Annotated in this window: 16 protein-coding genes; 1 reads left to right on the top strand and 15 read right to left on the bottom strand. The window is 34.0% G+C overall.

What is annotated here, in order from left to right; all coding sequences use genetic code 11:
- Positions 1 to 106: 106 nt before the first annotated feature.
- The 4 genes from RAH41_RS12125 to RAH41_RS12140 form a co-directional block, all read right to left on the bottom strand.
- Positions 107 to 535, bottom strand: coding sequence for an Rrf2 family transcriptional regulator (locus RAH41_RS12125; protein ID WP_331222736.1), 429 nt, complete (start codon positions 533 to 535; stop codon positions 107 to 109).
- 263 nt (positions 536 to 798) lie between these two features.
- Positions 799 to 1,140, bottom strand: a complete 342-nt coding sequence (locus tag RAH41_RS12130; RefSeq protein ID WP_331222737.1) for a LysE family transporter — start codon at positions 1,138 to 1,140, stop codon at positions 799 to 801.
- A 23-nt stretch (positions 1,141 to 1,163) separates the two neighbouring features.
- Positions 1,164 to 1,778: a LysE family translocator gene (locus RAH41_RS12135; protein WP_331222738.1), complete on the bottom strand. Its 615-nt coding sequence runs from the start codon at positions 1,776 to 1,778 to the stop codon at positions 1,164 to 1,166.
- Positions 1,779 to 1,788: 10 nt separating this feature from the next.
- Positions 1,789 to 2,259 carry an Lrp/AsnC family transcriptional regulator gene (locus RAH41_RS12140; RefSeq protein ID WP_331222739.1) on the bottom strand — a complete coding sequence of 157 codons (471 nt, stop codon included), beginning with the start codon at positions 2,257 to 2,259 and terminating at the stop codon, positions 1,789 to 1,791.
- A gap of 174 nt (positions 2,260 to 2,433) precedes the next feature.
- Between RAH41_RS12140 and RAH41_RS12145 the strand changes: the two genes are divergently transcribed.
- Positions 2,434 to 2,871, top strand: a complete 438-nt coding sequence (locus tag RAH41_RS12145) for a YmaF family protein (RefSeq protein ID WP_331222740.1) — start codon at positions 2,434 to 2,436, stop codon at positions 2,869 to 2,871.
- Between the two features lie 156 nt (positions 2,872 to 3,027).
- Here the strand turns inward: RAH41_RS12145 and RAH41_RS12150 are convergent, their stop codons facing one another.
- The 11 genes from RAH41_RS12150 to RAH41_RS12200 all read right to left on the bottom strand — a co-directional run bounded on the left by RAH41_RS12150 (position 3,028) and on the right by RAH41_RS12200 (position 12,243).
- Complete coding sequence (locus RAH41_RS12150; RefSeq protein ID WP_331222741.1) at positions 3,028 to 3,429, bottom strand: VOC family protein; 402 nt, start codon at positions 3,427 to 3,429, stop codon at positions 3,028 to 3,030.
- Between the two features lie 17 nt (positions 3,430 to 3,446).
- A complete protein-coding gene (locus tag RAH41_RS12155) occupies positions 3,447 to 3,995 on the bottom strand; it encodes an NADPH-dependent FMN reductase (protein WP_331222742.1) in 549 nt (182 codons plus the stop codon).
- A gap of 168 nt (positions 3,996 to 4,163) precedes the next feature.
- Positions 4,164 to 5,117, bottom strand: a complete 954-nt coding sequence (locus tag RAH41_RS12160; protein ID WP_331222743.1) for a ketopantoate reductase family protein — start codon at positions 5,115 to 5,117, stop codon at positions 4,164 to 4,166.
- Between the two features lie 49 nt (positions 5,118 to 5,166).
- Complete coding sequence (locus RAH41_RS12165) at positions 5,167 to 5,814, bottom strand: response regulator transcription factor (RefSeq protein ID WP_331222744.1); 648 nt, start codon at positions 5,812 to 5,814, stop codon at positions 5,167 to 5,169.
- Positions 5,815 to 5,827: 13 nt separating this feature from the next.
- Positions 5,828 to 6,946 carry a GAF domain-containing sensor histidine kinase gene (locus tag RAH41_RS12170; RefSeq protein ID WP_331222745.1) on the bottom strand — a complete coding sequence of 373 codons (1,119 nt, stop codon included), beginning with the start codon at positions 6,944 to 6,946 and terminating at the stop codon, positions 5,828 to 5,830.
- Positions 6,947 to 6,948: 2 nt separating this feature from the next.
- The gene (locus RAH41_RS12175) at positions 6,949 to 7,392 is read right to left on the bottom strand and encodes an SRPBCC domain-containing protein (RefSeq protein ID WP_331222746.1); all 444 of its coding nucleotides are present in this window, start codon (positions 7,390 to 7,392) and stop codon (positions 6,949 to 6,951) included.
- A gap of 25 nt (positions 7,393 to 7,417) precedes the next feature.
- The gene (locus tag RAH41_RS12180) at positions 7,418 to 7,960 is read right to left on the bottom strand and encodes a GNAT family protein (RefSeq protein ID WP_331222747.1); all 543 of its coding nucleotides are present in this window, start codon (positions 7,958 to 7,960) and stop codon (positions 7,418 to 7,420) included.
- Positions 7,961 to 8,002: 42 nt separating this feature from the next.
- On the bottom strand, positions 8,003 to 8,989 hold the full coding sequence (locus tag RAH41_RS12185) for a GNAT family N-acetyltransferase (RefSeq protein ID WP_331222748.1): 987 nt from the start codon (positions 8,987 to 8,989) through the stop codon (positions 8,003 to 8,005).
- Positions 8,990 to 9,137: 148 nt separating this feature from the next.
- On the bottom strand, positions 9,138 to 9,911 hold the full coding sequence (locus RAH41_RS12190) for a YwqG family protein (protein WP_331222749.1): 774 nt from the start codon (positions 9,909 to 9,911) through the stop codon (positions 9,138 to 9,140).
- Positions 9,912 to 10,026: 115 nt separating this feature from the next.
- Complete coding sequence (locus tag RAH41_RS12195) at positions 10,027 to 10,395, bottom strand: VOC family protein (protein ID WP_331222750.1); 369 nt, start codon at positions 10,393 to 10,395, stop codon at positions 10,027 to 10,029.
- Between the two features lie 111 nt (positions 10,396 to 10,506).
- Complete coding sequence (locus RAH41_RS12200) at positions 10,507 to 12,243, bottom strand: aromatic amino acid hydroxylase (RefSeq protein WP_331222751.1); 1,737 nt, start codon at positions 12,241 to 12,243, stop codon at positions 10,507 to 10,509.
- Positions 12,244 to 12,400: the final 157 nt, after the last annotated feature.

Below are 12,400 nucleotides of genomic sequence, written 5' to 3' on the forward strand. Positions count from 1 at the left end.
TTCGACTTCACCGTCGTAACCAAAATAGTTACAACTAGTTGAAAAAAATAGATTAGATAGATGTAACAATATTAGTTACATCTTTTGTAAAAAAAATTGAATGATATTATCCAATTTTTTTGCTTAATACTGTGACTAATTCTTCCATAGTAACTTCATCCAGTATTTTTTCCATCGCTTCTTGTGCTCGATTTAAGATTAGTTCTAGTACTAATTGAATATTTGCACCGACTGGACAATTCGGATTCGGTTTCTCATGAAATTGAAAAAGTTCTCCTTCTTCTACAACTTCAACTGCTCTATAAACATCTAAAAGAGTAATTTCATTTAAAGACTTACGAAGTGTAGCTCCACCGGTTCCTCGACGGACTTGAATTAAGCCAGCATTCTTGAGTTTTCCCATTACTCTTCTAATTACGACCGGATTTGTATTTACACTGCCTGCAATCCATTCGGAAGTACAAAGTGCACTATTCTCAATCGTGACCAAAGATAAAATATGAACAGCAACGGTAAAACGACTACTGATTTTCATAGGATTCAACCTCCGATGTAACCATTATAGTTACAACATTTAATAATTGTCAATACTATTTATTTTACACAAATTTATGCTCGAATCTATTTTTTTATTTCATAAAGCAAGTTAATAAGTAAAAAAAACGTTTTACGGCTACTATTAAAAGGAAACTCAGACTAGTGCCTAAGAGGTTAAAATTAACTTAATAATTAAAAACTAATCGTATATTCCTGCAAACATTGCTACAAAGTTTAAAATTGTTACAGGATTTGTGATCATTAATAAAAATGTAGAGAGAAACATACTACCAAGCTTTCCCCCTCCATGTTTGAGGCCGTTTTAGCAGGTTTTTTTAGAAAGGTTTTAACTCCTAAACAAACTAAAAATATTGCACCTACGATTCGCAGAACAAATTCCTGCTCATTTAAAAATGATGAAACGATGGAAAAACCAAATGCGGCAATACTTGCGTAAAATAAATTAGTCGATGATGCGCATAATCCTGTCATAAATCCAGCTATTTTTCCTCTAGATAGAATTCTTTGTACGCACAATAAACCAATCGGGCCTACAGGTGCAGAAACTGATAAACCTAAAATAAAACTTTTTATTAATAACATATAAATACCCTCTTACGCTTACCTTACATTAATCCATATAAGGCTATACCACCAAAAATAATAATAATAACACCTGATAAGCGGTTAATGAACGTTAAAGACCGATCATTGATTCGATTTCTAAATACTCCTACACCACTGCTTAATATTACCCACCATAAACTTGAACCACAAAAAACCCCTAATACTAAAATAATAGAAGAAACAAGATTGCTATCTGAATTCGATATTCCTAATCCTGCAAAAATGGCGATAAACGATAAAATCGTCATTGGGTTTGTTAACGTTAAAAATAAAACTGATAAAAACGCATTCATTATATTTTTCTTTTGCGTATTAGATTGAGTAAAGCTGGCTTTTGATAGAAGTGTTTTTACACCTAAATAACATAGGAATAAACCACCGATTAACTGAATCCAAAAATGCTGACCAATCAAAAAATTCATAATGACAGTTAATCCAAAGCCTGCCACTAAACCATAAATACCATCAGCAGTAGCAGCCCCAAGACCAGAAACTAGACCAACCATTCTTCCATACGCTAGCGTTCTACGGATACACAGAACCCCAATGGGCCCAACAGGTGCAGCAATTGATAGGCCAATTATTAATCCTTTAAGATAGAATTCAAAATTCATGTTGCCCTCCCTACTCGATAGAAAATTTATGTTTTTGTAATGGCAGTCTAAAGGTTTCTTTCGTTGTATCCATTACAATTGTTGTTTTTGTTCTTATTACGCCTTTTAACCCTTTTATTTCATGGCTAATTACTCGGTCCAAGTCTTTTGTATTTCTACTTCTTATTTTTAGTAAATAATCATCTTCACCCGCAATATGGTGACATTCCTGCACTTCCTCTAGTTGATTAACAAGCTCTAAAAAAGGAGCTCGATTTTCAGGTCGTTCAAGCGAGACAGCTACAAAGGCAGTTAATTCACTTCCAACTTTCTCTGAATCAACTAGTACACCAAATCCTTTAATCACACCTTGTTCAACTAATCGGTTAACACGTTCAGCAGTAGCCGGAGCTGACAAGCCAATCTCGCTAGCTAAATCCGCCCATTTTATTCTAGAATTATCCATTAAATGATTAATAATTTTTAAATCGAAAGCATCCATAGATATTAACCTTCTTTTTGTAAGTGTTTATTTCATTTTACTTATTTTATGAAAGTATTACAATATTTCTGAGTAAAAATACTTTTTAATATGCACGTTTATTAAACATATTTATTTACAAGTACTAATAAGATAAAAAAGGAAGACAATCTTTATCGAAGGGGGCGTCATTTTGTGAAAAGAGACCCGTTTGAATATCGAAAAAGACTAAGGGAAAGAGAAAAGGAAAGAGAAAGAGAGTTAAATGAAGAAAATGAAAGAGAGTCTAATGAAGAGAAAGAAGTAAAACATAAAGAGGAAAAACCTCAAACACATGTACATGAATTTGTAGCTAGCACTAAATTGGCAGAAGAAGATGACGATCGACATAATCATCGCTTTGCTGGAGTTACAAGTGAAGCCATTCCCAAAGGAAGACATAGTCATGTACACCGAATTGTAGTAAATACAGATTTTCTAGATCATCATCACGAGGTTATTATTGAAACTGGTCCTCCTATTCCGGTAGGAAACGGTAAGCATGTTCACTTTGTCAAAGGAATGACAACGATCAATGATGATCATGAACACGATTTGGAATTCGCTACTTTAATTGATAGACCATTAGTTTAAGGCAATTGTAAAATTCAATTTATGTATATTTTATTAAGCATAATATACATAATTTATATTCTGAATAAATTAAAGAACTCAGACTACACAATATTAAAACACGATGAAGAACCTTCCATAGAAGACTCTCCATCGTGTTTTTTCGAATATGAAATCCTAAGTATTCCTCAATCCTTCAGTATTCATTAACACAATTCTCCATCCATCTGGGTCTTCAAATGTAATACTTTTTCCGTGCCAATAAGGATTCTCAGGTTCAACATCAAAATAACCCATATGATTTAATCGGTTTTTGACAAGATCTATTTCAGCTTTATGAGGTATATAAAATACTAAAAGATTGTCCTTTGTTGGGGCAGGACATGGGCTTCCATCAATATGTTGAGTAAATTCAAGATGGTATTCAACATTAGGTAACCCAAACATGATGCCATCGTACCCGTCGTGATTTTGAAAACCGCCCACACGTTTTAATCCTAGACCTTCTCCATAAAACTTACTTATTTCAGCTAATTGGTTTGTAGGTCTTGCAATTCTAAACTGAACCCAGTTTTTCATTGTCATCACCTTATCCTTTAATAGTTTGATGCTACCCATTCATCATTTAGCTTTTTTGATATTTGTGCATAGAGCTTCAATTCTTGAAATAAGCTGTCTACTGAATAAGATGTATTTTCTTCTAACGCAGTACCTTCTGATACAAAGTCTGACGGGTCAATCACAACTTGCTTTGATAAAACATTTGCATATAATGCTCTTAAAACAATTCTCATATTGTTAAGTGCATTAATTCCACCTTTTCCTCCACCAGCTACAGCACATATTGCAATTGGCTTATCTTTAAAATGCTTACTACCTAAAAAGTCAAAAGCATTTTTTAATGCTCCGCTCATTCCACCATGATATTCCGGTGTTGCAATGATCATAGCATCAGCATTTTCTAGCTGTGATCTTAGTTTTTGGATAGTAGCTATTTCATTTTGCTCCTCTTGACCATTATAAATTGGTAAAACTAGTTCACTTAAATCAATTGTTTTTATATTGTATTTTTTCGAGATGATTGTAGTTAATTTACCTGTACGACCTTCTTTTCTTGGACTACCATTAATCATTATAATATTCAAATTATCCACTCCTTTAATTCGTACCTTTAGTATAGTCAATTAATAAAGTCCGAACTTCAGTCGTTTGATAGAACTTTTCTACACGTTTAGGAGTATATAAAAATGAAAAAAATCTACAACTATAGTTGTAGATTTCAGTGTGTAGACAAAGTACTAAAAACTTGATTTTCAGACTGATAAATGTTCAGTAACTCGTTTACTACGTTCTTGATTCACTTTTTGATAAACTTTAATATTTTGATAAACTAGTTCAAGTAATTTAGCAGTAATATCCTTTTTCTTTGCAAGTTCTAGTAAATATCCTTGCAAATGATCCCCTTCTACCAATGACCATTTTTCCATATCCCTCTGCAAAGAGGATTTCATATCATATCCAAGAGCATCAATTGATTTCATATGCTCATCCACAATATTTGATGAAATCGGTGCACCATGGGATCTCATAATATTAGCGCATTCTTCAAACAATTCACGGATAGTAGCTCTTCCACCATCACTTTCTCTAATTGGACCGATTGGGGTACGCATAAGAGACGTAACACCAGACATTACAGTAATAAACAAATATTTATGCCACATGTCGCGTTCAATCTGCTTACTGTGGACAAATTCAGCTTTTGAACCGCTAAATGCATCAGCAATTGTTTTGATCCGGTCAGTTTCTTTGCTTAAGAATTCACCAAAAACAAGTCTAGCAGCTTTACTTGTTTGAACAACTTCACCGGCTTCATTCAAAGTTGTTTCAATAAAACATAAACCACCTATAACCTTTTCTTCACCAAATGCTCGCTTTAAAGGATTTAGATGAGCAATCCCATTCAAAAGTGGTAAAATAACAGTTTGATCACCTACGAACGGTTTTACATCCTGAATGGCGGTGCTTAAATGATATGACTTAGTTGAGAAAAGTACGATGTCAAAAGTCTCGGCAGGACTCTTGGCAGTCATTAGATTCGGTTGAAATGAAAAATCACCATTCACACTACGAATGACTAAACCATTTTCCTCCAGCTGCTTTTTTCGTTTAGCTCGTACTAGAAATGTAACATCTTCTCCCTTTTCTACTAAGCGCCCTCCAAAATAGCCGCCAATTCCTCCAGCTCCTAATACAAGAATTCGCATAACACTCTTCCTTTCTATTAATAAATAAAAATTTGTAACTTACTAATATCTATTTCAAAATCCCATTTCGTACTGCATATAGTGCCAATTGAGTTCGATCTTGAAGTTGAGTCTTGGCTAGTATATTCGAAACATGGGTTTTTACAGTTTTTTCTGTAATGAATAAAGATGCTGCAATTTCTTTATTACTCTTTCCCCTCGTAATTTCCTTCAATACATCCATTTCTCGCTTAGTTAATTTGTCTTGAAATGTATCACAATTCTTCGTTTCTTTTTTCCCTGTTAAAGCAGAAACTAATTGCGTCGTAACTTTCGAATGAAACTGTTTTTCCCCATCGTGTATCTTTCGGATCGCGGAAACGAGCTCATCTGGGTCACTATCCTTTAAATAATATCCCGATGCACCCGCCTCAATTGCAGGTAAAATATGATCTTGGTCATAAAAACTAGTTAAAATCATTACTTTAACTGCTAAGCCTTCTATTTTAATTCTTTTGGTTGCTTCAATTCCATCTAGAACTGGCATCGCTAAATCCATGATGATAATATCAGGTCTTAACTCTTTTACTAAGCTTAATGCCTCTTCCCCGTTCGATGCTTCTCCAATAACCTCGATATCATCTTGCGTATTTAAGAAGAAAATAAGTCCTCTCCTAACTACATGATGATCATCAGCAATTAATATTTTTATAGACATAAAACTCTCCTTCTTAAAAAGGGATATTCGTTGTAATTTTTGTTCCTTTATTCAAATTACTTTCAACTAAAAACGACCCTTTTAACGATTCGACTCTTTCCTTCATGCTTTTCAAACCTAATGTTGGAATTTGTACATCCTTTGGGCATATAAAACCTACACCTTGATCTCGAATTGTCATTTTTACTTTCTTTGTACTGATTGATAATTGTAAATATATCGTATTTTGTCCTGAATGTTTTCTACAATTATTAAACGCTTCCTGACCAACTCGCCATAACGTTTCTTCTACTTTAGAAGGTAATATCGTTGTTCCTTTTACATTACTAATTACTTTTAATCCTAGCATTTCACCATAGTTAATTAATGCGCTAACTATTCCTTTTTCAATTCCTTGTGGTCTAAGTTGCCATATTAATGCTTTCATTTCTGCTTGTGCTTCTTGGGCAATTTGTTGAATATGATTAAATGTATCCTTTATTTTCACATTGTCGGATACATTTGCACCTGCTTTAGCAGTTACATTAATTGAAAACAATAATTGACTAACTGAGTCGTGTAAGTCCTTTGCAAGGCGATTTCTTTCTTGAATCAACTCAAACTCTTTAACCTTTTCTGTTAGTTGAATTCGTTTAATTGCTGTTCCAATTTGCAACGCAACTGCGCCTAGTAAATTCAATTCCTCCTGATTAAATTTTAATTTATTAGAAGCTGCAACGTTTAATAAACCAAAAGATTCTTCTCCTGCTTGCAGTGGTACAGTTGCATGATGGGTGACACCATTTGTTTCTCCCCATTTATGAATAATTGAGTCTTCTAATCTTTTACATTCCATAATGTTAGATGCCTTATTAAGCCTGCCAGTATTATATTTATCTACACACCAACAATCCCCATTGCACATAGGCTTAGCCTCTTCGTTCAAAAGAGCTGGAGGTAATTCATGTGAAGCGACTAATTCATAGTCCCTATTTTTATCAATTAAAAAAATCCATCCTGTATCTAGACCCGTAACTTGAACTAACTTGGCTAAGGCACAATTGAGGGTACTGTGCAAATCAGTACCCTCGTTTAATATCTCAGCAATTTCTTTTAATACTTGTAGCTCTAAAAGAAATGATTCTTTTTTCATCCTTATGCTAATTCCTTCATTCGACGATCAAGTTGTTCAAGCACCATCGGCCACGCTTGCTCGTGTTGGTCTCTTGATAATTCATCAATGAAACCTGCATGTGTCAATCTAATAACCGCTGCTCCACTTTCATTTGTTGAAAACTCTACAGTGACTACAGTCTCAGTTTTTGATCCAGAGGTGAACCAAGTAATCTCAACAAGTTGGTTTTGCTCAAGCTTTAAAAAGCGGCCATAATGAGGATGGCGTTTATCTTCAAAATGCGTCTCAAAGAAAAATACAGAATTAACCTCTGCCTTCATAATCACCGAACCCGGTGCAGCAAACCAATCTCCAAATCTTTTTGTCCAAGCTTCATACAATATATCGATAGAATTTTCCATTACTCGCTCCACAGTGAAACGATGTGGTCTAGTTGATAAATCTGGATAACTAATAATATGCATATTAATCCCTCCAAAAGTTCTATTGTTATTCATTTTCATTTATAATGGCTAGCATTTGGTGATCTTCCCATTTCCCATTTATACGGACACTTTTCTTGGCAATTCCCTCTTTATGGAAACCCGCCTTTTCTAATACTCTTATTGAGCCAACGTTATGCGGCATTACACCCGCTTCAATGCGATGTAATTTTAATTCATTAAAGGCATATTCTACAACTAACTTTGTAGCTTCAGTTGTATATCCTTTACCATTTTGTTGTTCATCTAAAGAATAACCAACAAAGCAACTTTGTAAATCTCCTCTTAAAACCTCTGCTAGCATCGTAAAACCTATAAAAGTATCTGTTTCCTTCAAAAAGATGCCAAAGCCATAATACAGGTCATTGTCACTTTTCTCTTTATATGACTTAATTCGCTCCTGCTGAGCTTCCAAAGTATAGAAACTCTCGTCTTTTATATATGTAAAAGGTTTAAAAAACTCTCTATTACGAACTTCATATGATAAAAAATCCTCTGCATCTGAAACTTCTAAATGTCTTAAATAGATATTATTACCAACTAATTTCATCTGTTTCCATCACTCCCTAATTTCGCTGCATTTCCTGATCCATTAAACGCCTGTTGCCCAAATTATTCTTGGATCAATCTTACGGACTAGACGATATGCTATCGGTTTAAAACCACTTTTTGGCCAGTATCTCGAGGATTCTAAATTCGTTATTCTCCAATCTGTTTCGCATAGTTTATAGCCTTCTTTTTCAGCATAAGTAAGTCCATGCTGTAATAAGGCCGTACTAACACCCATACCGCGAGAAGATTCGACCGTTGCTCCTACTACTAAACTAATGCAAGATTCAGGTGTTAATAAATTCTCATCAGATGCTGTTGCTGATTCAAATACTTGAAAACCTACAATCTCATTTTGATAGATCGCTAACCATAACGTTGCCGCTTCATCATGAATAATTTCTGCGTAACCTTCCTGATAATCATCTCTTTCTTCAATAAACCCTGGTGCAAATACCGGTGACTTCGCTTGGTGTTCCATGATAACAGTTGCTAATTCACGTATTCTTTTTTCATCCTCACTAGTTGCTACTCGAATCTGTAGATCGTCAAATACTTTATTCAAAGAACCTGACAAATCACGTATTCCATGAACCTGCTCATAGGCAAATCCTAAACGTAGCCAAGCATCTAAAGTAAACTTATTTCCACTTGGTACCATTACATAATGATTAAACGAACCAAGCTCTACCATTTTCTTGGAAAACTCTGCATATAATTCTCGATATAATTCTTCATCTTCACTTTCTGCTATGGCCATCCCTGCATACTTAATCCAAGTATGTCGTTCTCGATTTTTATCTGTTTGAATTGACCCAATCATATAGCCAAGTAATTCGGAATCATTCACCGCTACAATACCAAAACTATCCTTTTCATTTAAAAGTGCCTCAATAGCTTTCTTAGCATACTTAGCTTCTTCAAATTTAGACGGTAATTCAGGGTTTATACTTCGGTCATACATATGACGGATAGCCAACAGACTAGCCGCTTCATCTAAGTGTATATTTTCGAACGCGATAATTTTCATAACAAACCTCCTTGCAACTTTTCCAAGTGAAAGTACTCAAAAATTGGGACTATTTACGTTATGTTTTTATTCACTCATTACTAGTTCCATAAAAAGAGCATTACTTCCTGCTTATAGCGGGATCATGCTCTCTTTCATCTAGTACTTTTCAACAACAATCCCAAGTGTATAGAACATTCGTAAAATCCTTTTTTAATAAATCTTCTTTCTTTATAAAAAAGTTTGCTACACCAACGTCGCCAAACATACAATCGAGTGTGTCATCACTATCAATTTGTAATAACAAGATCGAGTGACTTTCAGTTTTATTAATAGATCCTCTCGGGTCTGACTGAGTAAAGTATGGATACCCCCCAATTCGGTGACCATCTCCACTAAAATACTCAAAATAAAGCTCACCTAGCTCTTCATAATCATCATTATCAATTTCTGCGTCAAATGGCACATCTAAACCGATTTTCTCGAAGTCCATTGCTTCAGGGGATATTGGTTGAGCTGTTAATTCAAAATTCATTGCAGCTTCTTTTCCAATTGTTATAAACGAAAAATCTTCAATTAGATTTACTTCATTTATATTTTCATGATAGATAACTCTAAAGCTTTTTTGACTTGTTGGTTGATCAAAATCTTGTCCATATACATCATCAATTGCTATAAAAAATTGTAGTAAACCCGATGTTGGAAAATTTTCTATTTTTGGTAACTCAGAAAAATTAATCTGAGCAAGCAATTTCATAGGCTCCCCATTTTCATCTATTGGATACTCCATACTAACCGGAAAATAAGGATCCCCTGAAAACTTACTTTCTATTAAAGATGTCTTCCTTACTATTGGTTCAACTTCAACTGAATCTTTAACAGTAGACTCAATTGCTTCTTTATAAATTTGTAACTCTTTAGGTAATTTTAATTGTTTAGCCATAAAGCACCTTCTTTTGAATATGATAATTAAATGATATCAATTTTCTTAAAATTAACAATTCAATTTAGTTAAAAATAAAAACCACCGTGAATTTACAGTGGTTACTAATTAGTGATTAATGAAATTCTAAAAACTCGACTCTATTCCCAAACGGATCATTTACAAAAAAACGCGTACGACCTTCTATTGGTGGTTCTTCTTTAATTTCAAAATTGAGTTGAAGAAGTTTCTCTCTTAATGCCTGGATGTTTGTAACAATTAAACCTGGATGTGCTTTTTTAGGTGCAATAAAATCTTCTTGAATACTAATATGAATTTCTTGATTACCACAAATAAACCAGCATCCACCTCTACCTTTTAAATTTTCCGGCTTTGGCAATTCCTTCATACCTAAAATATCATTATAAAATTTTCTAGCTTCGTCCTCTCCACCCTTAGGACAAACTAATTGAATATGATCAATTCCTTTTACTTCAAATTCCATCGATAACACCTCTCCCATTATAAAAAGTTTATATCATAAGAGTACCAGAACGAATAAATAAGAAAAGCATTACTTCTATAGAAGTAACGCTTTTCCCAATATTCTTACATATTAAACTAACTTTAAGCCATTTGTAATAAGATTCTTTAAAGAATCTTCTTTTCTTAATGCTTCCAGTTCAGCCTTAAGAGGCTCAACGATATGCGCTAGTTTAGCATTAACTGTTGCAATTTCAAGTAATTCTAATCGTAATAACCAATCACTTTGGTGTTGACGATTAAGCTCATTATGCACAGCAATTAATTTAGAAATACAGTCATCACAGAATGTATTCTTTTCTCTAATTACTCTCACTTCTTTATATAATTTTTCTAATTCAGTTAAAGGGGCTGGTGTTTCCATTACAAACTCTACTTCTTTAATTGAATCACTAAAGTAAGAAGTCGGGTCAGCTGCACCAGGGTATGCTGATTCAACTCGAGAACCAACTGCCATATCAAAAGTTCCCCATTCTTTCTTGAATAATTCTTTTCCTTCGTAAGTAACCGTGCAGTCTTCAAATGAGATTAATGCTACTTTGTCTTCATTTTTAATGATATTCACAATCCTACCGGAAGCGCTTACATTGCTTAAGAATTCTAAATCAACAAAATTTCCTACGACAATACCTAAATTTTCAAGTGCAGCATCATCACATTCTTCTAATTCAATATTTCCTTTTAGAAGTCCAATTGGTGTACCAAATCCTTTAGCATGGTAGTCTTTTCCGTGACCTTCTAATTGCTTATTGTTAATTGAAAGTGCAGTTTCTCCAGTTGTATTTACGTAAATTGCTTCACCGTTTTCATCTTTTATGATTGCATGAACTATACCAGTTACACTTAAGCCAGAATTTAATTCAAATGTAGCAACGCTTTTCGATTTAAGAGCTTTATCTAAGCTTTCTGTTCCACCTACACGGAATGCCATAGTGCTTGCTAATTCTTCAGCGCCTTGCATTAATTCTTCGAAATCTTTGCATACAAATAATTGTGCTTGCATCTCAGTTATATTTTTCGGCTGTAAAGTAGCAGATTCAATAGAAAAAGGTAGTCTTTCAACTGCATCTGTAAAGCAATGTGTGCTTTCACCTACTGATGATAATAAACCAGCACCGTAAATTTTTGGATTATCTAATTCCCCAATTAAACCATATTCAACTGTTCTCCAAAATACGCGAGAAATTTTTTCAGCTTCTGAAATTCCAACGATCGCTTTCTGTCTTTCTTCAACTAATTTTTGTGCAGCAGCTTTTTCTTCTGGTGTTGATTTTGGATCTTCCATTACAATCGTTAAATTTCTAACTGCTTCAAATAATTCTTGTTTTTCTTTTGTAGCAAATGCCTTTGCACCAATAGAACCAATTTTTTGTACGTATTCTCTAAATACAGGATCAAAAAGAATAGGCGCGTGTCCTGCAGCCTCATGAATAATATCTGGAGCAGGTGTGTATTCTATATTCGTGATTTGTCTAATTTCAGTTGCGATAGGTAAAATACCATTTGCTAAAAGTTCGAAAAATGCAGCACCTGGAATTAATCCATTAACGATTCCTGCACCCCAACCGATTTTTGAAAGGCACTCGTTCATTTCAGCTACATTTGGGATTTTTTCCGTTTCAATTCCTGACATCTTTAGTCCATCGACAAATGCAGAATGTGCTTTATCTTTCAATGCATGATGATTTTGTCTCATTACATAGCGCCATACAGCGTGATCAATTGGCGTGTATAAATCATAATTTTGCTCCGATAAGTATTGTTTCAAATGAGGTGGTATTATTTTTGTTTCAAAAGTTGCTTCTTTCATGTTATCAATTCCCCTTTTTAAAAATTATTTCACTTAAAAATCTATTACTCTACTTTCTTAAAAATACCCGTTCTATCTATATCTTGCTAAAAGCTTTTTTTGAGCATTTTTAAGCAAGTTTCCATCATTTAACCATTTCTACTTTTTCCAAATTACT

It is taken from the genome of Gottfriedia acidiceleris, assembly GCF_036421055.1.
Classification (GTDB): Bacteria; Bacillota; Bacilli; order Bacillales; family Bacillaceae_G; genus Gottfriedia; species Gottfriedia acidiceleris_C.

Excerpts from the sequence above, each read along its gene's own strand:
- RAH41_RS12125 (WP_331222736.1), bottom strand. The coding sequence starts at position 535 with ATGAAAATCAGTAGTCGTTTTACCGTTGCTGTTCATATTTTATCTTTG.
- RAH41_RS12130 (WP_331222737.1), bottom strand. The coding sequence starts at position 1,140 with ATGTTATTAATAAAAAGTTTTATTTTAGGTTTATCAGTTTCTGCACCT.
- RAH41_RS12135 (WP_331222738.1), bottom strand. The coding sequence starts at position 1,778 with ATGAATTTTGAATTCTATCTTAAAGGATTAATAATTGGCCTATCAATT.
- RAH41_RS12140 (WP_331222739.1), bottom strand. The coding sequence starts at position 2,259 with ATGGATGCTTTCGATTTAAAAATTATTAATCATTTAATGGATAATTCT.
- RAH41_RS12150 (WP_331222741.1), bottom strand. The coding sequence starts at position 3,429 with ATGAAAAACTGGGTTCAGTTTAGAATTGCAAGACCTACAAACCAATTA.
- RAH41_RS12160 (WP_331222743.1), bottom strand. The coding sequence starts at position 5,117 with ATGCGAATTCTTGTATTAGGAGCTGGAGGAATTGGCGGCTATTTTGGA.
- RAH41_RS12165 (WP_331222744.1), bottom strand. The coding sequence starts at position 5,814 with ATGTCTATAAAAATATTAATTGCTGATGATCATCATGTAGTTAGGAGA.
- RAH41_RS12170 (WP_331222745.1), bottom strand. The coding sequence starts at position 6,946 with ATGAAAAAAGAATCATTTCTTTTAGAGCTACAAGTATTAAAAGAAATT.
- RAH41_RS12175 (WP_331222746.1), bottom strand. The coding sequence starts at position 7,392 with ATGCATATTATTAGTTATCCAGATTTATCAACTAGACCACATCGTTTC.
- RAH41_RS12180 (WP_331222747.1), bottom strand. The coding sequence starts at position 7,960 with ATGAAATTAGTTGGTAATAATATCTATTTAAGACATTTAGAAGTTTCA.
- RAH41_RS12185 (WP_331222748.1), bottom strand. The coding sequence starts at position 8,989 with ATGAAAATTATCGCGTTCGAAAATATACACTTAGATGAAGCGGCTAGT.
- RAH41_RS12190 (WP_331222749.1), bottom strand. The coding sequence starts at position 9,911 with ATGGCTAAACAATTAAAATTACCTAAAGAGTTACAAATTTATAAAGAA.
- RAH41_RS12195 (WP_331222750.1), bottom strand. The coding sequence starts at position 10,395 with ATGGAATTTGAAGTAAAAGGAATTGATCATATTCAATTAGTTTGTCCT.
- RAH41_RS12200 (WP_331222751.1), bottom strand. The coding sequence starts at position 12,243 with ATGAAAGAAGCAACTTTTGAAACAAAAATAATACCACCTCATTTGAAA.